General features: G+C 45.2%; 17 protein-coding genes. 11 read left to right on the top strand and 6 right to left on the bottom strand.

The window, feature by feature from the left end:
- Positions 1–35 precede the first annotated feature (35 nt).
- The 4 genes from AAA938_RS10995 to AAA938_RS10980 are packed head-to-tail and all read left to right on the top strand — an operon-like array spanning position 36 to position 6030.
- Positions 36–1496 (top strand): IPT/TIG domain-containing protein, encoded by a 1461-nt coding sequence (locus AAA938_RS10995; protein WP_338228780.1) that lies wholly within the window; start codon positions 36–38, stop codon positions 1494–1496.
- An 8-nt stretch (positions 1497–1504) separates the two neighbouring features.
- Positions 1505–3910, top strand: coding sequence for a TonB-dependent receptor (locus AAA938_RS10990; RefSeq protein ID WP_338228779.1), 2406 nt, complete (start codon positions 1505–1507; stop codon positions 3908–3910).
- Between the two features lie 4 nt (positions 3911–3914).
- Positions 3915–4970 (top strand): DUF4249 domain-containing protein, encoded by a 1056-nt coding sequence (locus AAA938_RS10985; protein ID WP_338228778.1) that lies wholly within the window; start codon positions 3915–3917, stop codon positions 4968–4970.
- The gene (locus AAA938_RS10980; RefSeq protein ID WP_338228777.1) at positions 4963–6030 is read left to right on the top strand and encodes a DUF4249 domain-containing protein; all 1068 of its coding nucleotides are present in this window, start codon (positions 4963–4965) and stop codon (positions 6028–6030) included. Before AAA938_RS10985 ends, AAA938_RS10980 begins: the two co-directional genes overlap by 8 nt.
- Positions 6031–6052: 22 nt before the next feature.
- On the opposite strand, the gene AAA938_RS10975 is transcribed toward AAA938_RS10980, so the two are convergent.
- On the bottom strand, positions 6053–7387 hold the full coding sequence (locus AAA938_RS10975) for a saccharopine dehydrogenase family protein (protein ID WP_338228776.1): 1335 nt from the start codon (positions 7385–7387) through the stop codon (positions 6053–6055).
- 121 nt (positions 7388–7508) lie between these two features.
- On the opposite strand from AAA938_RS10975, the gene AAA938_RS10970 reads away from it, so the two are divergent.
- From AAA938_RS10970 to AAA938_RS10945, 6 genes are all read left to right on the top strand, one after another.
- The gene (locus tag AAA938_RS10970; RefSeq protein WP_338228775.1) at positions 7509–7988 is read left to right on the top strand and encodes a cytidine deaminase; all 480 of its coding nucleotides are present in this window, start codon (positions 7509–7511) and stop codon (positions 7986–7988) included.
- A 1-nt stretch (position 7989) separates the two neighbouring features.
- Entirely contained in the window at positions 7990–8640 is a 651-nt protein-coding gene (locus tag AAA938_RS10965) for an alpha/beta hydrolase (protein ID WP_338228774.1), read from the top strand.
- Positions 8641–8728: 88 nt separating this feature from the next.
- Complete coding sequence (locus AAA938_RS10960) at positions 8729–9166, top strand: UPF0158 family protein (protein ID WP_338228773.1); 438 nt, start codon at positions 8729–8731, stop codon at positions 9164–9166.
- Between the two features lie 46 nt (positions 9167–9212).
- On the top strand, positions 9213–9704 hold the full coding sequence (locus tag AAA938_RS10955) for a GNAT family N-acetyltransferase (protein WP_338228772.1): 492 nt from the start codon (positions 9213–9215) through the stop codon (positions 9702–9704).
- 96 nt (positions 9705–9800) lie between these two features.
- Positions 9801–11375 carry a M1 family metallopeptidase gene (locus AAA938_RS10950; protein ID WP_338228771.1) on the top strand — a complete coding sequence of 525 codons (1575 nt, stop codon included), beginning with the start codon at positions 9801–9803 and terminating at the stop codon, positions 11373–11375.
- Positions 11376–11570: 195 nt separating this feature from the next.
- Entirely contained in the window at positions 11571–13349 is a 1779-nt protein-coding gene (locus AAA938_RS10945) for a glycoside hydrolase family 15 protein (RefSeq protein ID WP_338228770.1), read from the top strand.
- A gap of 40 nt (positions 13350–13389) precedes the next feature.
- Here the strand turns inward: AAA938_RS10945 and AAA938_RS10940 are convergent, their stop codons facing one another.
- The 5 genes from AAA938_RS10940 to metK all read right to left on the bottom strand — a co-directional run bounded on the left by AAA938_RS10940 (position 13390) and on the right by metK (position 18699).
- Positions 13390–15561 carry a bifunctional alpha,alpha-trehalose-phosphate synthase (UDP-forming)/trehalose-phosphatase gene (locus AAA938_RS10940; protein WP_338228769.1) on the bottom strand — a complete coding sequence of 724 codons (2172 nt, stop codon included), beginning with the start codon at positions 15559–15561 and terminating at the stop codon, positions 13390–13392.
- 230 nt (positions 15562–15791) lie between these two features.
- Positions 15792–16307 carry a hypothetical protein gene (locus tag AAA938_RS10935; protein WP_338228768.1) on the bottom strand — a complete coding sequence of 172 codons (516 nt, stop codon included), beginning with the start codon at positions 16305–16307 and terminating at the stop codon, positions 15792–15794.
- Between the two features lie 3 nt (positions 16308–16310).
- Complete coding sequence (locus AAA938_RS10930) at positions 16311–16796, bottom strand: hypothetical protein (protein WP_338228767.1); 486 nt, start codon at positions 16794–16796, stop codon at positions 16311–16313.
- A gap of 65 nt (positions 16797–16861) precedes the next feature.
- Positions 16862–17353: a hypothetical protein gene (locus AAA938_RS10925; protein WP_338228766.1), complete on the bottom strand. Its 492-nt coding sequence runs from the start codon at positions 17351–17353 to the stop codon at positions 16862–16864.
- A 92-nt stretch (positions 17354–17445) separates the two neighbouring features.
- A complete protein-coding gene (metK, locus tag AAA938_RS10920) occupies positions 17446–18699 on the bottom strand; it encodes a methionine adenosyltransferase (protein WP_338228765.1) in 1254 nt (417 codons plus the stop codon).
- 193 nt (positions 18700–18892) lie between these two features.
- Here metK and AAA938_RS10915 point away from each other — a divergent pair, with 193 nt between their 5' ends.
- Positions 18893–20545, top strand: a complete 1653-nt coding sequence (locus tag AAA938_RS10915) for a hypothetical protein (RefSeq protein WP_338228764.1) — start codon at positions 18893–18895, stop codon at positions 20543–20545.
- Positions 20546–20724: the final 179 nt, after the last annotated feature.

Raw genomic sequence — 20724 nt, 5'->3', positions numbered from 1 at the left:
TTCTATTTTTGCCAGCTATTTAATTACCGAATTCCATGCGAAAATTACTATCCTTGAGCCTTTTACTAGCGCTCTTTGGAGGATGGGCTTGTACTGAAGAAATTGAAACGCCTGTCATCGTGGCAACCGAGGATGTGCTTTTCGTCGGAGGGAGCAACGTCAGACTTTCAGGTAGATTGATTACCAATCGAGAAGTCACTGCTACCGACCACGGATTTCTGATAGCCGAGACTGAAGCCTTCACATCTCCCATTACCATTTCTCTGGGAACTAAAGACGGTCCGGGCCGATTCATCGGCGAAACTTTCGGACTGAATATAGATCAACAATATTGGGTAAAAGCTTTTTCTGAAGTAGATGGTCAGCAGCTCTTTGGAGAGGCCATTACCATCCAGACTCTTTCTCCACAGTTGGATGATTTTTCTCCTTCTTTTTCCAGAGCAGGGGAGATAATGACTATTCGGGGAAGAAATCTTTCAGAAGATACCCGGGTGTTTTTTGGAGATCAGGAGGCTCAGATCATCAGCAATCAATTTGAATCAAGACTTACGGTCAGAATCCCTCCTGCTACAGGAAATACTTTAGTGCCGATTCGTATTCAGATCCAGGGAGCAACCGTGGAATTTACCCAGCCATTCGAGTATCAAGCGGGGAGATTTACCCGAATCGGTCAGTTTCCCGAATCAGTCAGAATTTACAATACCGTATCCTTCACCAATCAAGCAGGCTTTCATGTGGGATTGGGAAGTATAAGGCTTTCCTCAGCCTACACAAAAATCCAACGCTTTGACCCGGCTACAGATTCATGGACAGAAGTTAATTTTCCAGGGAATTCCAGGTCTTTTGCTTTTGCTACTTCTGGATATCTGGGAGGAGGAGCTGAAGAACTTGGGTTTAATTCATTTTCTTTTGACCAGTCTTTCTTTAAGGTCAACGGAAGTACTTTTGAGCGATTGCCTGATCTTCCATTTGTAGGAAGAGAGCAGGTTGCTATGGAAATCAACGGCGACCTGTATGTGATGGGAGGAATTGATCCTGGGAGCAATCAAATTTGGAAATATTCTCCTGCTACCCAATCATGGACTCAAATAGGAAATACTCCTTTTTCAGTTTTTTTAGGCACACCTCATTTTGTCTATCAAAACAAAGGGTATGTGGTGAACACAAGCGGAGAACTGTATGAATTCAATCCGGTATCCAATAGCTGGACCTTTAAAGCGGTATATCCGGGAAGTTTGGGAGAAGGCTATGGAATGGCTGCTGTAGATGGAGCCAAAGCTTGGGTAGGCCTTTACAGAAGAAGTCAGGAATTTTTCGAGCTGGATCTTACTACCTTTTCCTGGAAAGCAAAAAATTCTTTTGAAGGCTTCCCAAGAAGCATTAACCTGGGTTCTTTCGTCTACCAAGGTGAAATCTACATCCTCAGAGGTCCAGAAGTTTCCGTCACCGGAGACTTGCCACTGGAACTATTCAAATTCGATCCAAACGGTCTTTAAGCACAGCCATGATGAAAAAAATACTATTTCTGATTTTCCTTTTTTCGGGCTTTGCTTCTTTGGCCCAGCAAAATGCGGAACCACCAAAACGGATAGTGGTAGGTCGTGACATTGGTCAGCTCAAAGGAATCCGTATTTCCGGAAGAATTATCGATGAGATTACAGGGGAAGCTTTGGTTGGCGCCACGATTACCGTACCTGAGCTAGACCTTACCCGAATTACCGACACCAATGGTTTTTTTGAATTGGTGCTTGACCGGGCAGAGTATAACCTTACCTTCCGATATGTCGGATACGAGACGATCGATTACCCAATCACAGCGGTAGGTGATGGGCGTATTTCCATTCGGATGATTCAGGAAGATTTTCAGCTGGATGATGTCGTGATCTATGGTAGAGATCCTGAGAAAAACATCCGGTCCACAGATATGGGTGCTGTCACCCTAAGTATGAATACCATGAGGGAGCTTCCTCCATTCTTCGGGGAAGTGGATATCGTCCGGTCCTTGGCGACTTTGCCAGGGGTAAGCCAAGTGGGAGAAGCGTCTTCTGGGCTGAACGTTCGTGGTGGAGGTGTTGACCAAAACCTCATTCAGTTTGGAGGAGCACCGATCTACAATCCTTCCCACATGTTTGGTCTTTTTACAGCATTCAACCCAGATGTGGTCAATGATGTGACCCTGTACAAAGCTGTAGTTCCTGCGCGATTTGGAGGGAGGAGTTCGGCGATATTAGATATCATCCCTAAGGCTGGAAGTGTAGACAAATGGGGGGTAGACTTGATGGCAGGAACTTACACCGGCAAAGTCTCAGTAAATGGCCCATTGATCAAGGACAAAGTGTCGATTTTGGGTGGATTCCGAATTTCGTACATCAATTGGCTCCTTCAGACCCTGACTGACCCGGTTTTGAACAATTCCAATGCGAATTTTTATGATGGGAATTTGGTGATCAGTGCTCCGATTTCAGACAATAACGAATTCATGTACAGCTACTATACCAGCTACGATGACTTCGCCTTTGCATCGGACACTACTATTTCCTGGAAAAATACAGCTCACTCCCTTCAGTGGAAGAGTAAGCTCAGCGAAAAGCTAAGCATGGAGGCTTTGGGATTCTACTCAGGCTATAATTTTGGGGTTTTCAACCGTTCTGGAATCAACGATTTTCAGATCAATTCAGACATTCTGGATTTAGGAGGGAAGCTGTTTGTAAGCTATAATTTCTCACCAACCAACAAGGTTACTTTCGGGGGAGAATATAAGCAAATAGAGATTCAGCCAGGAGAATTGATACCGGGAGAGCAAGGGGAAGTCTTGCCAAGGAAAGTGCAGAATGAATTCGGGAGAGAAATGGCGGGACACTTTCAGCATGAATTTGAGCTGGGAGAAAAGCTCGGGTTTTCCTACGGGCTACGTTATGATTTCTACCAATACTTGGGTGCCCGGACTGTAAGGCAGTATGCAGAAAATCAGCCCATTTCCGATGGAAGTGCCATCGGTGAGATCAACTATGCCGATGGAGAAGTGATTCAAAGCTATGACGGCCTAGGTCCAAGAGCTTCCATTCGCTACTCTTTCAACAAGTCTACTTCCATCAAGGCAGGTTACAATAAAATGTATCAGTTTATCCATCTGATATCCAATACAGCTACCATAGCTCCATTCGATCTATGGAAGCTCAGCGATAACTACCTCAAGCCTCAGATAGCAGATCAATATTCCTTGGGATTCTATAAAAACTTCAAAGGAAACATCTTCGAAACCTCGATTGAGTTTTACTACAAGGATTTGCAGAATGTGGTGGAATACAAAGATGGAGCAAATCTCATCGTGAGAAATCATATCGAGACCGAACTGGTTCCTGCTCAGGGACAAGCCTACGGAGCAGAACTATATATCAAGAAAAATCTAGGAAGATTGACGGGATGGATTTCCTACACCTATTCCAGAGCCCTGAGAAGAGTAATTACTCCTTATGAAGAGGAAAACATCAATGACGGGGAATGGTATGCGTCCAACTTTGACAAGCCTAATGACCTGACTGTCATCGGAAATTATAAAGTCAGCACCAATACCTCTATTTCGGCCACAGTAGCCTATAGTACGGGTAGACCGGTGACATTCCCTGAGGCTAAGTTTGACTATTCAGGAAATAGTTTGGCATATTTTGACAACCGAAATCAAGACCGGATGCCGGACTTTTTCCGGATCGATTTTGCTGCCAATTTCAAGCTAAAAGGTAGCGGTAAATTCTTTGAGGGAGATTGGACTTTCTCAGTTTTGAACGTATTGGGAAGAAAGAACCCGTATTCGATTTTCTTTGGAGATGCACCAGGATTACCTCCTCAGTCCTTGCGACTTGCCCTTTTGGGTGTGCCATTACCTAGTTTGAGTTATGCGATTAAATTCTGAGAAGATGTCAAAAAATTGGATTTACCTGGTTTTTTTCTTCCTTCTCGGATGCATCGATCCGTTTCCGGTGGAAGTGCCGGAGGGAGAGCAATTACTCACTGTGGAGGGCTTGATTCATTCAGGACCGGGACCGCATATTATTCAATTGTCTAGAAGTGCGACCTATGGCAGTGACTTACAGAGTTTGATTAGGCCAGTGGTGGGTGCGACAGTCATTGTGAGAAGTGATGATGGTGAAGTGACTTTCTTAGGTGAACGAGAAGGAGTACGTGGAGCTTATTTTACTCCTGAAGGTTGGAGAGCACAGATTGGTAAGGCTTACACGCTATACATCGAAACTCCCGAAGGAACATTATATTCTTCTTTTCCAGAGCGTGTAGAGTCAGTACCTGAGATTCAATCTTTGGGAATACGTACAGTTGTAGTTCCTCAGCCCGGGGGTGGCCCCGAGCGCTCAGGAGTGCAGATTATCGCTGATATCAATGACCCGGCAGATCAAAACAACTTCTATTTCTGGAGATTGGGAGCTGCCAATTATATTCTTGAGACTAGACCAGACTTATATACCACCCCTGCACCTGAAAGAAATCCCGCGCCTAAAGATTGCTGTGTGGTGTGTTATCGCACAGATATTCCCAACAATCGAAGCTTGTTTATTGCAGTAGATGATGATTTCAATGGGTTGAGTACACGAATTCCAGTAGGGTTTGTGGAGGATGATGGGCTACGGTTTGTCAATAAGTATCGGGTAGATGTCAATCAGTACTCCATCTCTCAAGACGCCTTTCGCTTCCTAAGGTTGGTCAAGCAGCAAGCTGAGATCAGCGGGTCCATTTTCGATCCTCCTCCTGCAAATATCAGAGGCAATATGATCTCTCTGGATAATCCTGATGAGGTGGTTTTGGGCTATTTCATGGCTGCAGGAGAGGCTTCAAAAAGAATTTACGTGGATCAGGCTGAGTTGACCTTCAAGCAAAACAGGGCGATTATTCCTGATGATTGCAGAGTAGTACCCAACGCTACAATAGACCCGCCTTTCGATTGGAATCCGAATGAATAAGAGATTAAAGCTATACTTTTTGTTCCTGATGCTCCTTGGAGGTTGCATTGATCCATTTCCGGTAGAAGTACCTGAAGGGGAGCAATTGCTTACTGTGGATGCATTGATTCACTCGGGGCCGGGTCCCCATCGGGTCACCTTGACGAGAAGTGCCACCTACGGGAGTAGCTTTGAGGCTTTGATTAGGCCAATTACGGGCGCTACTGTCTTGGTAAGGGATCAGGAGGGAAAAGTGGTGTTTCTGACCGAAAGTGAAGAGTCTAGAGGTTCATACTTTACTCCAGCGGATTTTTCCGCAGAAGTAGGCAAATCATATACGCTGTTTATTGAGACTCCAGAGGGGAAATTATATTCCTCTTTTCCTGAGCGAGTGGAAGCAGTACCTCCGATTCAAAACCTTCAAAGCCGAACCTTGGTCATCACTCAGCCGGGAGGAAACCCTCCTCGATCTGGAGTCCAACTCATCGCAGAAATCGACGATCCCGCTGATCAAAACAACTATTACTTCTGGAGAACAGGCCCTGCCGTTTACATTCTTCAGACGCGTCCAGATCTTTTCACCCCCAGACCTACAGAAACGAATCCATCCCGCGATCCTCAGCCCAAGGACTGTTGTAGTGTCTGTTATCGAACTGAGATTTCAAATAACCAAAGTCTTTTCATCGCTGTGGATGATGACTTTAATGGACTAAATACCCGAGTTCCTGTGGCCTTCATCGAGGACGATGGATTGAGATTTTTGGATACCTATCGGGTGGATGTAAGTCAGTATGGAATTTCTCAGGAAGCCTATCGATTTTTGAGATTGGTTAAGCAGCAGGCTGAGATCAGCGGGTCGATTTTTGATCCGCCGCCGGCTACTATCCGTGGAAATATGATCAGCTTGGATGATCCCGATGAGGTGGTATTGGGGTATTTCATGGCGGCTTCCGAGCAGACTTCCAGGATTTATGTTAGGAAAGACGAGTTGAGCTTTGTCCAAAACCAATCCATTATCCCTGATGATTGCAGGGAAGTGCCGGGGGCAGTGGTAGATGCTCCATTAGACTGGAGACCCTGAGTTTTTTCCTAATGATTGGGAATTAGTCAGTATTCAGTTCCGTCTTTTCTTCAAATCGAATCCCGAATTTTTCCAATTCAGAAAGAATCGGCTCATACAATTCAGAAATGACAGGGATTTGGAGTCCGGATAGGCTGATTTCTCCTTTCAAAAACAGATCGACTGCGATAGCCAAAGGTAATCCCACTGTTTTGGCCATAGCGGTCAGGTTGGCGTCTTGCCCAAAGCTTACCAGACTCGAAGTCACTTTTTTGATGCCATGGTTAGTCTTGATTTCAAAAAGATGCTGCATGACGATCATGTCCTTGTCTTCCGGTCTCAGTGCCCACTCCTTTTCCAGAATGGCCTGAAGAATTTTGGAGGGGCTTCCTTCTGCAAGCGGTAGAGGCCGATCATCGAATAGTCCCAGCCATTGGAGCTTTTCGAAGGTGGGGAAATCCAAATCCGGAATCAGATCGGCGAGCTTCTCTTCCACGGTGAGGGCTTCATGCCAAGGAAGAAAGGCATTGAGATACTGCCTAAAAGTGCATCCTTTGGGTAGCTCCATGGAATAGCTGTCCTCAGTCATCCCGAGTTGGACAAAGACATCCCAAGCCTTGCAGAACCCCTCTCTTCTCAAAGTGCCTCTGAGCAAAGTCGGGATGTTTTCCAAGCCATATATTGATCGATAGCTTAGCGAATCTCTGTTGGGATATCCATCAAAGTTTCCTAGACCAGGAAAGCTTAATGTTTCATTTCGTCCGAAAAGGCGATGGTAGGGAACATATTTGTAGTCTCCTTTCTCAATGTAGCGGGAAGTACCTTGACCTGCCAAGACCACATTTCTAGGATTCCAGGTGAATTTGTATTTCCAGGGATTGTCCTCCGATTCGGGGGCCAAGAGACCTCCGCAATAGGACTTGAAGGATAAAATTTCCTCTCCACGGCTTTTCGCCTCGTCGATGATCTTCATAGCAGACATATGGTCAATCCCTGGATCCAAGCCGCATTCATTGAGAAAAAGAAGCCCTTTTCTTTCGATTTCCGGCTTCATTTTTCTCAATTCCTCGCTTTCGTAGGAGGCGGTGAAAAAATGCTTTTCCAGCTCCAGACAGTCCTTGGCTATAATGGGATGCATAAATGCCGGCAGCATGGATATCACCACATCCGCTTGAGCAATCAATGCCTTTCTTTGACTTTCCTCGGAAGTATGGATGGCCACTGCGCTGGTGAATGGCTTATTTTGGATTTTAGCCTGAGCATTGCTGAGGTCAAGATCAGCCAGGATAAGCTGCCTTTCCGGGCCGCAAGTGCCAGCGAGGTAATCAATCAGGTAGGTCGAGGACTTTCCGGCCCCAAGAATCACTATGGTCTTCATCTATTCTGGATTTCTCCTGAAAATTCGCATAATTTTTCTGTCCGAAAAGGGGATCAGCTCAGAATTGTTGAACATTTCCTTACCTTGATCGTTAGGTTTTCCCTCAACCAAAAATGTACTTGTGAAAAAATTTACTTTGAGTTCCGAACTGGAGGAACTGCTTCCGGAGGAGTTAAACTCTGCTGAGAGAGAACTTTTGGAAAGTGCAAAATCAGTTTCCAAGCGGGCTTACGCGCCTTATTCGGGCTTTCATGTGGGTTCTGCAGTTCTTCTGGAAAATGGGCAAATCCTTCAGTCCTCCAATCAGGAAAATGTCAGCTTCCCCACAGGTGTTTGTGCAGAGCGATTGGTTTTGGGCTATGCAGGGGCTAATTTTCCCGATTCCGCACCTGTTATGCTTGCCGTTGTGGCTCAGCGGAGAGGGGAGGAAGATTGGGCGGGTGTTTCTCCCTGTGGCATTTGCCGACAGACGATCAATGAAGTGGAAAACCGATTTGGCAAGCCGATTACGCTTTTGATCCTGAAGTCAGATGGAAATGTGTTGCGAATCCCGGGGATCTCGCATCTTTTGCCCCTAAAATTTGATGACCTCAACCAGTAAAATGGACAAAAAGAAACTGACTTTTCCCTACGAGGCTTTTTATTCCATTTCTCATGAACCTACAGGAAAAGAGCAGGAAATCTGGCTTGTTTTTCACGGGTATGGACAGCTGTCGGAGTTTTTTATCCGAAAATTTTTGCCGTTCGCTGATGAAAACCGCCTGATTTTGGCTCCAGAAGGCACCAATTATGGGTATTTGAAAGACTTTCAAGGGAGGGTGGGGGCCAATTGGATGACCCGATATGAACGTGAAACAGCCATTGCCAACAATCACCGGTTTTTGGATCTATTGATGGAGGAAGTTTTGGAAAAATTCTCCCAAACACCCGAAATCCACGTGCTAGGCTTTTCTCAGGGCGCAGCCACCGCTACCCGATGGGCAGGGCGATGGACCAAGCCCGTAAAGCAGATGATTCTTTGGGCAGGAGGATTTGCTCATGATTTGATCTTGGAGCAGGCAAGAGATCAATTCCGAAATACGGAAATTCAGATGGTCTTTGGCACCCAAGATGAATTGATCACCGCGGAGAGTATAGAATCCCAAAGGGCTTTTTTCGGCCTATTGGAAAAAGAAGTCCGCGAGCTTACCTTTGAAGGCGGACACGAACTGAATATCCCTCTGCTTCAAAAAATCATTAAAAAAGAGGGATGATCTTTTTTGGCCCGCTGATTGTAATGAGTCAAACAATTTGATGAAATTTCGACTTTCATTATTTTTCAACAACCATTGAAAACCATACATGCTTTCCCTTTCTAATCAGGAGGTAGACTACATAGCCTCCCAACTTCTCAAAGGAATGGTCTGCTTCTATCAAATCGATAGAAAAAAGGTCCATCAGATGCCTGACGACGAGGATTATTTCAATTACGATCTGACAGAAGACGAAGAAGACATCCTGGATGAGATCGAAGAAAACCCGGACAATTTTGCGGAATTCACCAAAATGGAGCCTGCTCAGGAGCATCAGATGATGCAGGATTTCATCGATCGCAAAGTCAAAGAAAGAAATCTCGCAGAAGATCTGGTCGATGCACTGAGCAAACCAAAAGCAGCAACTGGTTTTAAGTTTCTGATCGATGGATCCAAGTACAAGGAAGAATGGGTCACTTACCGCAAAAGCAAATACCACGACTGGGTAAAGGAGCAAGTCGATTCCTTTAACTACGCTGAAGACTAAAAACGAAACCGTCTGATTCACTCAGGCGGTTTTTTATTGGACTGGAATGGTTAGCAATAGAAATTATTCAATACGGACAACTCTCCTTCCCGGTGACCTCAGTCAGGTAGCCTGGCTCCATGCCAAAATCTATTCCCAGGAGCAGGGCTTTGGATTGGGCTTTGAGGCCTATGTGCTGGAGAGCTTGGTGGAGTTTTATGGGCAATATGATCCGGATAAAGACCGGGCTTGGGTCGTAGAGGCAGAAGGTAAAATGGTGGGGTTTCTTTGCCTGATGCATAGGCCGGACCATCAGGCTCAACTCCGGTATTTTGTGTTGGAAAAAGAATTTCGTGGATTGGGGTTGGGCAATCAGCTGATGAAGGCTTGGATGGATTTTTATAAGGAAAAAGGATACACCGGAGCCTACCTTTACACCACTTCAGGCCTGGACCCAGCCGTGCACCTGTATGAGAAGTTCGGCTTCAGCAAAGTGTCAGAAAAATACTCAGAGAATTTCGGGGTACACTTGAAAGAAATGCTTTTCAGGCTATCTTGAAGCTTTTTCCAATCAATAAATCAGAGTCGACACCCACCACAATGAAAGTAAATCAGGTGAGATTTAATCTGATAGGTGAAAAACAAGTATAAACAGATGAAAAAGTATCTCTCTATCCTCCTCTTTTTTGCAACTATTCCTTTTTCCTTTTCTCAAAATTGGGACTGGGGAGGGCCGATTGATCCGATTCAGGCCAAGATGAAAATCAGGCATTACCGATTGGAATTGGAACTGATCCCGGAGAGTCAATCCATCCAAGGGTCCAATACAATCACTTTTTCCACCGTAGAAAAATTAGACACGTTGAGGTTTCAGCTGATCGATGTCTATCAGGTAAGCCAAGTGTTGATGGATGGAAAAGAGGTCAAATTTTTCCATCAAAATGACATTTTGGATGTCCTACCAGTTGATTGTACCTGCGATCAAGTACAGGTCTTTTATGGAGGGAAAACACCAATTGCACAAAACCCGCCTTGGACAGGTGGGTTTACTTGGGAGAAGGACCAACTGGACAATCACTGGATGGGGCTCTCCAGTCAGGGAGAAGGAGCGAAAATCTTTATGCCTGCTTTGGACCATCCTTCCAGCGAGCCCAGAGAAGGGGTTGATCTGATTTTTACAGCTCCCAAACCCTATTTTGTAGCATCTAATGGTCGTCTGACGAAAGCAGAAGACCAAGGCGATAAGGTTTCCTATCACTGGTCTACTGCCTATCCGATCAATAATTACAATATCAATTTTACGCTGGGAGTATTTCAGGAGGCAAAAATGGAGTTTGAGTCCATTTCCGGAGATAGGATTCCCATGCATGTTTGGGTCCTGCAGGAAAACCGGGCCAGGGCAGATGAGCTTTTGGAGGTTTTGAAAATCAGTGCAGCAACTCAGGAAAAGTATTTTGGCCCCTTTCCTTTTCCCAAGGACAAAATCGCGGTCGTGGAAACTCCCTATTTGGGCATGGAGCATCAGACCATTAATGCATACGGGAATAATTTTCAGTTTGTGAAAATGGGAGGGGTCAATTACGATTGGCTGCTTCATCATGAGCTGGGTCACGAGTGGTTTGGCAACAAGGTATCGGTGGGAGACTGGGCCGATATGTGGATTCACGAGGGACTGACTGCCTATGGTGATTGGCTGTTTTATTGGGAGCATGGAGGCCCAGAAGCCTACTTTGCTAAGGTTAAATCCGAATCCCGGAATATTCCCCATGCCAAGCCGGTGGTGAGTCCACCCAATTCGACCGAGGAGCAGGCCTACCATCCAGAGATCTATACCAAAGGCGCCATGGTGATTCATTCTCTCAGAGGCGTGCTAGGAGATGAAATGTTTTTTCCTGCGGTCAAGGCATTTGTCATGGATGAAAGATTTACTTATCAAAATCTGGTCAATACCCGGGATTTCACCGATTTCATCCAGAGTTTCACCGGTCAAGACCTAAGCGGATTTTTTGATCTGTATCTCTACACCACTTCCCTTCCCAAAGTAAAAGTGTCCAAAAAGGGAAAAGACGGCTATGTGGTTTCTTTGCAAGGCATTGATTTTGAAATGCCTGTGGAGGTGGAGACCTCCGAGGGAATTCAGCGTGTGAGTGTCGGGAAAAAAGGTGCGGAAGTGAAAAGTAGCACAACCATAGTGGTAGACCCTAGGGGTTGGCTGATGCTGGAGAAGTAATTTCTTGGCTTTTCTTCAAGGAATTTAGGTGGTTACTTCCCCCATTTTCTTTAGGAGTTTTTGGGAAAAAATCCTTTTTCAAGAAAGTAATGCAAGACTAAAAAGCCCTGTTTCTTTTGGATTCAGGGCTTAATTTTTATTTATTGCCGGATACCCAGTAGCCTTTTTTCATTTTCTCACTTTAATTATTTATTGATGAACTCGCATATTTATGACTCTGGGCTAATCGGAAACTGTTCTTATATCGCCCATATTCAGAAGAATACGAATGTTTCCTGGCTCTGCTTTCCCCGTTTTGATTCGGACTTTGTTTTTGGCAGTATGCTCGACAAAGAGCGGGGTGGGGAATTTACCATTTTGCCCGAGGAGGACTTTGAATCCACACAGAACTATCTGGAAAACACCAATATCCTTGAGACGACGATTAAGAGTAAGCAAGGAAGCTATCGGGTGACTGATTTTGCTCCTCGGTTCAAGAATTTTGACCGATACTTCAAGCCCCTGATGCTTATCCGAAAGCTAGAGCCTCTCGAAGGAGCGCCAAAAGTGAAAATCACCTGCAAGCCTGTATGGGAAAGAGGAGCGAAGCAACTTACTCCAAGTATGGGCAGCAATCATATTCGCTACATGGGGCAGGATCAGGAAATTCGCCTGACCACCAATGCTCCATTGAGCTATATCTGCGAGGGGAAAGCTTTTGTGCTGCAGCGACCGGTTTATCTGGTTTTTACCTATGGAAGACCCCTTGAGGCTCCTGTGGAATCTACCAGCGAGCGATTCCTGCAAGCCACCACTGAATATTGGCAATCTTGGGTGAAGTCCACGAGTATTTCCACCTTTCACCAAAGACTGGTATTGAGGTCAGCCCTTATTTTAAAAATCCACCAATACGAGGATACGGGTGCTATCATCGCCGCTTCTACCACCTCCCTTCCAGAATCTCCGGGATCTACCCGAAACTGGGATTACCGCTATTGCTGGATTAGGGACAGCTACTATACCCTTACTTCATTTAACAGCGTGGGGCACTTCGAGGAGTTGGAGAAATATTTCGAATACATCCAGAATCTTCCAACTGGGGCGGATGGACGGTATCAGCCTTTGTATTCGATTACCGGAGACAGCTTGCTGACGGAGGAGATTTCTGATCTTCAGGGGTATCTCGGCAATCAGCCGGTGAGATTTGGCAATCAGGCCTACACCCATATCCAAAACGACCTCTACGGTCAGGTCTTGGTTTCCTTGCTTCCCTTATATTCTGATCAGCGCTTTACAGCAAAGGAAAAGAGCTATTCCGAACCGATGATCATGAATCTTTTGGACAAAATCGAAAAGACCATGCACGAGAAGGATGCGGGGCTTTGGGAATTCAGAAATCTGGCTCAGGAGCACTGCTATACCTTTCTTTTCCACTGGGCAGGAGCCTGTGCCGCCGCCAAGATCGGCACTCGCCTGAAAAACAATCTCATGTACGACAAGGCAATTCGGCTGAGGGATGAAGCGGTGAAAAAAATCGAGGCATGCTACCTTCCTGACCGTAAGGCCTATGCGCAGGCCATAGGGTCCAAGCATATGGATGCATCTACGCTTCAGTTGATCACGATGGGGTATTTTGGAAGAGATATTCAGCGGGCCAATGACCATCTCAAGGCCTTGGAAGAGGATCTTTTGGCAAAAGATTACCTATTTTACCGATACAAACACATGGATGACTTCGGTGTACCGGAGACTACCTTCCTGATTTGTGCATTTTGGTACATTGAGGCCTTGGCCTGTGTGAATAGGCTGGACGAGGCGATTGAAGGGTTTGAGACGCTGACCAAGTATTGCAATCACCTTAACCTATTTTCTGAAGATGTAGATCAAGCCACCGGAAGTCAGTGGGGCAATTTCCCTCAGGCCTATTCCCATGTAGGATTGATGAATGCTGCTTTCCGGATTGGGAAAAAGCTGGATCGGCCCAATTTTCTTTAAGATTGGGCTTTTGGTGATTTAGTGCTGAAGATGAAAAGGCTTAAATCAGCTTTCCCAGCAAGTTTCGGACTTCCTGAAAAGACTTGATGTTGAAATTGGCCTGCGTATAGGCATAGCCTACCCGGATGGTAAAGGCATTTTTTGGCATAGCCTTAAACGTGTCTTCATCCGTCCAATCATCGCCGATTGCCAGGATGAAATCGTAAGTTTCCCCTTTCATCAAGGCACTCGCAGCCCGTCCTTTATTGATATCCGGGCGCTTGATCTCCAAGACCATATTGCCTTCCAATACCTGCAAGTTGTGTCCACGAGCCATGTATTTGAGGTGGGAAAAAAGTTCTCTCATCCTCAAATCTCCGAGACCACTTTCCACTTTTCGGTAATGCCAAACTAGAGAGTGGTGTTTTTCTTCGATAAATGCGCCTGGAGTCCGCTGCACGTAATACTCCATCACCTTTCGGATATCCTCTTTCCAAAAATCATCTACCTCAGCATACAATTCCCACTGGGCGGGGTCCTCTTTTCTCTTCACCCATACCCCATGTTCGGCTATGAGGTCTACCGTTTGGTTTTCAAACCATTTGCCCAAAGTGTCCTTGTCTCTTCCTGAGATGATCACGACCTGAGCCTTTTGGCTGAGTTTTTTGACCAGATTTCGAAGCTCTGTGTCCGGCTTGGCATCTTGTGGATTTCCCACAAAGCCCGTCAGCGTACCATCGTAGTCCAAGAATAAAACCGGATTTTTGGCACTTTGAAACTTATCCGAAATTTCTCTTTCCACCTTGGAGTCCACTTCCTTGGAGGTGAGTTCATTTTGTTTGGATTTGACATGCTCAAGTCGGTCCATGAATACTTTGACCCATTGGAATATGTCATACCGCTGCAGGACTTCCTGCATGGAAGCCATCCGGGTTTTTTGCTCTGATTCATCGAGCTTTAGACCTTGATAGATGGCTGATTTTACTCCCTCCCGATCATTGGGATTGACAAGGATGGCATCTCGGAGCTCCTTGGATGCACCGGCCATTTCAGAAAGGATCAAAACACCCCCCTGATCTCCTCGACTGGCCACATACTCTTTGCATACCAAGTTCATCCCATCCCGAAGTGGGGTGACCAAAGCAATATCTGACATGCTGTAAAAGGCACTGAGCTCTTCAAATGGAAAACTTCGGTAGAAATAATGGACAGGCACCCAGTTGAGGGTGGAATATTCCGCATTGATTCTGCCCACTAGCAGATCGATTTCTTCCCGAAGCTCTTTGTAAGATTTGACTTTGTCACGACTCGGCACCACGATCATGATCATGGATACCTTGCCGTGGAGTTCCTTATGGTCTTTCAGTAAATCGTGAAATGCATGAATTCGTTGGGGAATGCCTTTGGAGTAGTCCAGGCGATCAATGGTTAAAATGAGTTTTTGATCTCCAACCTGATTCCTGAAATTTTTGACTATGTTCTGAGTCTTTCTGCTTTTTGCCTGCTTGACAAATTTCCCATAGTCAATACCCATAGGAAAAGAGTCTACATTAATAATCCGGTTTTCTGCTTGGATATAGCCACTCTCGCTGGATAAGCCTGTAATTCTTCCTACTGCACTAAGGAAGTGACGCATATCATCGTAGGTGTGAAAGCCAATCAAATCCGCCCCGCAGACTCCTTCGAGAAGTTCTTTCCTCCAGGGAATCATTCGCATGATCTCATAGGATGGGAAGGGGATATGTTGGAAAAAAGCAATGGTAGCCTCCGGCAAAGCTTCCCTGAGCATTTGGGGAAGCAAAAGCAACTGGTAGTCATGAACCCAAATGGTGTCATCCGGGTCGGCTTTTTTCAGAATGGCATCACAAAACTTCCGATTGACTTCCTTGTAAGATTCCCAGTGATCAGGGTTGTACTCGATGTATTGCGTAAAATAGTGAAAGGCAGGCCAAAGGGTCTCGTTGCTAAAGCCTTCATAAAACTTGGTTACGTCCTCTTTGGAGAGGAAGACCGGAGCCATTTTTAGCTCGTGAAGCTCAAGAATAATCTCGGCTCGCTGTTCGGGGTCTTCTATGGTATTGCCCGGCCATCCTATCCAGATATTTTCTCCGGATTTGTAGATGGAGCCAAGGCCGGTAGCCAATCCTCCCGCTGAGGGTTTGAATTCAAATTTTCCGTTTCGGTGACGGAGTGAAATAGGAAGTCTGTTGGAGACGATGATGGTTTTTGCCATAAGGGAATAGATAAAAAACAGAAATGCAGCATGTAAGCTGCTTTGTATTAAAAGGTGATCAACTAATATACATCAAAAAGCCCAAAATCGCAGGATTTTAGGCCTTTTTGTAACCAATTCTTTTTTAGATGGCAGGTTGAGCCCTTAGAACAGCTTTGATTTTTTCAGAAAAAAATAGCTTCAGTCCGACATAAAAAAGGTCAAAGGGAGGACTTTTAACTGACACAGACTTACCGGATTGGGATATGAAACGAAAAAATAGCTTGTTGAGGAATTGAATTTTCTTCGAAATAAAGGGATGGACGATTGGGAGTCAAACCAAAATTATAGCTGTCGACTGCCTCTCTTGCCAGATTTCTGGCTTCCCTTCGGAAAAAACCCGAAGTGATTCCCACAGCCAAGCTTCCCACTAAGAAAGGCCAGAATAAGTTGCTCACCTGAGAGGATTGCTGCTGAGGGGCAAAGGCCAAAACAGTGGTGCCTACAAAAAGACCCAAATCAACGAAGGATAAAATATTGTTAATCCTCTGCTTGTTTAAAGATTTTTCATAGATGTAAAGGGCATCGGAATTGGTCTGAAGAATAGTTCTGATTTCAGGTTGGCTTAGCATTTTGGGACCATCCAGAATGTCAATCTTTTGGGTGAGAAGATTCTGTCTCACGTCAACTCTTAGAATTGGAGTTTCTTGTGCCTGGGTGGTGATTATTCCTAAGAAAAATGCACAGACGAGTAGATAAGTCCTCATAGATCAGAATTTAAAGGAAAGCCCAAGACCATTGCCGGTCCATCCCAAAGAGGCGGAGGGAGGAGGTATGTTATTTTGATAATTGTATCGATAAATGGAAGAATTGATCCGGTTATATCCTTTTTTTCGGAGAGAAAATCCGGTAAATCCCAATCCAACAGAAGCAAATGAAGTAATCAGGGGTATTCTCCAGGCATAGGGATCATCTGCATTGGCAAATAGGACTCCCAATCCTACAGCAAGAGTGGCAAATGAAACTATCTTCAATCCCGAGCCCGTTTTCATTTGCTTGATTCCTTCATCAAAATCCCGCTTTTCTTGGGCGAATGGAACGAGCATTTCCGAAACCTGTGCTGATGAAAGCTCTTGACCTCGGCTGAAAAATTTAGGGTTGTTGAAAAAGTTTTCCCTTATCTGAATGGGGTTTTGACCTTGGGCGCTGGCGCAAACAGCTAAGAGGAAAAGGAGAGTAAAAACTGTTTTGCCCATAAACTCTTTTTAATTCAATTTTTACGGGATGAACTTGAGATAAGTTTAAGATGACTAAAGTTTTTTTAAAAAGAAAGTCCAAGACCAATACCCGCAGCGGAGATATTCAAGTATACTTCTGATTTTTTCCTCTTTAAATCCATCTGGGAGTCATTAAATGTAGAGATGGCAAAATCGATTTTGGATCTACCACTTACCCGGAATTGCCTGCCTATCAGGAAAAAGGGCAGTCCGGCAGCTATTCCCATAGGTATAAATAGTCCCTCCAGCCCAAAATCCGGATAGGAATAGATCCAGACTATTGCACTCGTGGCTACTACTCCCCCGGAGATCATAAACCACATACCCGTATTGAGTTTTTTATTCCCCTTGATGTACTCCTCCTGCAATTTGGGGTAATCCTTCATCACATCGGCAACCTCCGTTTTGGACAGATGTATTCCCTGGGAATAGTATTTTCTGGAATTGATCCAATTCTCCTGAATCAAAATTGATTGTTGGGCAAAGCCATTAAAAGCCAGAACAAGGAAGAAACTGAAAAGAAAAAGATGTTTCATGTACAAGGGCTAAATCGTAAGTCCAAAAGGTTAGAGTAAAAAAGCAAAAAACCCGGCAAAAAGCCAGGTTTTTTAAGTCATTTGAGAATCGCTTAGATTCCGAATGCAGCCTTGATTTTGTCCACATAATCCAGCTTTTCCCAAGTGAAAAGTTCAACTTTTTTGGTAACAGCTTCTCTGTAGGGTGAGTAGAAGGTTTTTTCCACCATCTCGTTTTTTCTACCCATGTGTCCATAGGCAGCAGTCTCTTCATAGATCGGGTTTCTCAACTTCAGTCGCTGTTCGATTGCGTAAGGTCGCATATCGAAAATAGCTTCCACTTTTCTGGCGATTTCTCCGTCACTCATTCCTACTTTGGCAGTGCCGTAGGTGTTGACATAGATACCCATAGGGGCTGCCACTCCGATAGCGTAAGATACCTGCACGAGCATTTCATCAGCAATACCTGCCGCAACCATATTTTTTGCGATGTGGCGAGTGGCATAGGCCGCAGAGCGGTCCACTTTGGAAGGATCTTTTCCGGAGAAAGCTCCCCCTCCGTGAGCTCCTTTTCCTCCGTAAGTGTCCACGATGATTTTTCTTCCGGTCAAGCCGGTATCCCCATGAGGTCCACCGATGACAAACTTCCCGGTGGGATTGATATGATATTTGATCTCGGATGTAAACAGCTTCTGCAACTCTGGCTTGAGCTTAGCCTTTACTCTAGGGATGAGAATATTGATGATGTCAGCTTTGATTTTTGCCAGCATGGCCTCTTCTGTATCGAAGTCGTCATGCTGCGTGGAAACCACAATCGCATCGATTCGCTGAGGTACATTGTCATCGCTGTATTCGATGGTCACCTGAGACTTGGAGTCAGGTCTGAGGTAAGTGATTTCTTTGTTTTCTCTTCGGAGAGCAGCCAGTTCGCGAAGGATCATGTGGGACAGATCCAAAGCCAAAGGCATGTAGTTTTCCGTCTCGTTGGTGGCATAGCCAAACATCATCCCCTGGTCACCTGCACCTTGCTCCTCGGGATTCTTTCGCTCAACACCCTGATTGATATCAGCAGACTGTTCGTGGATGGCTGAGAGCACCCCGCAGGAGTTACCCTCAAACATGTATTCACTCTTTGTATAGCCAATTCGGTTGATGACATCCCGTGCGATCTTCTGTACGTCCAGATAAATGTCAGATTTCACTTCTCCGGCCAAAAAAACCTGACCTGTGGTCACCAAGGTTTCGCAGGCTACTTTGGAATTGGGATCGAAAGCCAAAAAATTATCGATCAGCGCGTCAGAGATTTGGTCAGCGATTTTGTCAGGATGCCCCTCAGATACTGATTCTGAGGTAAATAAATATGCCATAAACTAGATAATTGATTCAATTTTTAGGAAGCCCAAAATTACAGGAACTGAGGGAAATAAAAAACCTGAATTCTAATCGGGCAGGATTTTCTGGCAAAGGGATAAAAGCAGGCTTTTGCTTTAAGGTTCGAGGGTTGCATCCTGAAAATTCAGGGCTTATCTTTCCTTTTCCCAATTACCACCATTCTATTCTATGCGCAACCTTTCCTTTCTTACCCTTTTCCTTTTTTCCGTGCTTTTGTTCAGTTGTGAGAAAAAAGACAACACTGCAAACGCAGATATCAAATCTCCGGCTACCTACGCAGACTTAGAGGCTCTCTTTTCGGAATGGCGGACATTTGAAAATCCTCCGAAGCTTGAAGGTGCACCGGATTATCGAAAATCCACTTTTGAGCAACGCATTCCTGAATTTAAAGACCTGCAAAGCCAGCTTCTTCAAATGGATACCTCAGGCTGGAGCATTCCCGAACAGGTAGATTGGAGGATTGTATGGGCGGAAATGAACGGCTTTGATTTCAATCATCGAATCTTGAAACCTTGGGAGCGAGACCCTGCATTTTATAAGTCCATCTGGATGGAGCGAAGTGATGTGCCTGCCCATGAAGGTCCGACTCATCATGGTGTAGTGGAAGTTTGGCAGTATTCCTTTCCATTAGAAGCTGAAAAAAGCGGAGAGTTTTTGGAAAAAATAAAAGCCGTCTCCTCCCTGAATACCCAGGCTAAAGAGAACTTGACTGGAAATGCAAAAGAGCTCTGGGCTGCGGGAATTCCTACCATCAGTCAGCAGGTCCTAGACTTAAAGGAGATTTTGGATTTCCCGGGAGTGAAAGAAAATCAAGAATTGGCCCAAGCCATTCAAGAAGCCATTAGCTCCACGGAGGACTTGGTCAAGTGGCTGGAAGAAGAGGCTCCGAAGAAGGACGGACCTTCTGGAATCGGGAAAGAGAATTATACCTGGTACCTCCAAAATGTACACTTGGTGCCTTTGACTTGGGAGGATGAGGTGATGATTCTCAAAAGGGAATTGGCTCGAGCTTGGAATTCACTAAAACTGGAAGAACATCAAAACCGGAACCTTCCTCCTTTAAAGGCCGCCAATACTCCGGAGGAATTTGAGCAACTGACCGAAAAGTCCATTCAGAAAATGATGGATTTCTTGGAGAAAGAGGAGATTTTGACCGTCAAGGATTATTTCGAACCGGCTTTGCGGGAGCACAGAGGCAGCTTTGTTCCTGAGGAAAAGCGAAACTTCTTTTACATCGGAATGCATATCGATCCGCTTCCACTTTATTCTCATTTCTACCATTGGTTTGAGCTGGCTATTATGGACAACGAACCTTACAAAAGTCTCATTCGAAGAGGACCGCTTTTGTATAATATTTTCGACAGCAGAAATGAAGGGACTGCTACAGCCGTGGAAGAGATGTTTATGGATGCGGGATTGTATGCAGACTCGCCTCGCTCTCGGGAGATTGTGTACATCATGATTGCTCAGCGGGCAGCTCGGGGTCTGGGTTCCCTGTATGCCCAAGCCAATGAAATGACGATGGTGGAAGCCGGAGGAATTCATTCAAATTACACTCCGAGAGGCTGGATGAAGACGGAGAAAGAGCTTCTGCTTTTTGAGCAACATCTCTACATGCGTCAGCCTGGCTATGGCTCGAGCTACATTACCGGAAAATATCTTTTGGAAAATGCTTTGGCTGACTACGCCAGAATCAAAGAAGAAAAAGGAGAGGAGTTTCGGCTTCGGGACTTTTTTGATCAGCTGAATGGAATTGGAAGTATTCCGATTGCCTTGGGTCATTGGGAAATGACGGGAGTGGATCAGATGGGAGGGAAATAGTATTTCCGGTAATGTGGTCAAAAATAGTTGGTGCCTTTGATTAGAAAATTTCTTAAAATCCCGTGCAGGTTTGAAGAGGACATAAGCTCTGCTGAGGAGCAACTTACCAGCAATAGAATCTGCCAAGTGGAATGAAGGGGCTTCGTTTTTCGGAGCCCTTTTTTCATGCTTCATTCTTC

It is taken from the genome of Algoriphagus taiwanensis (assembly GCF_036245645.1).
In the GTDB taxonomy this organism is placed as follows: Bacteria; Bacteroidota; Bacteroidia; order Cytophagales; family Cyclobacteriaceae; genus Algoriphagus; species Algoriphagus taiwanensis.
This window is presented reverse-complemented; position numbering and strand designations above follow the sequence as displayed.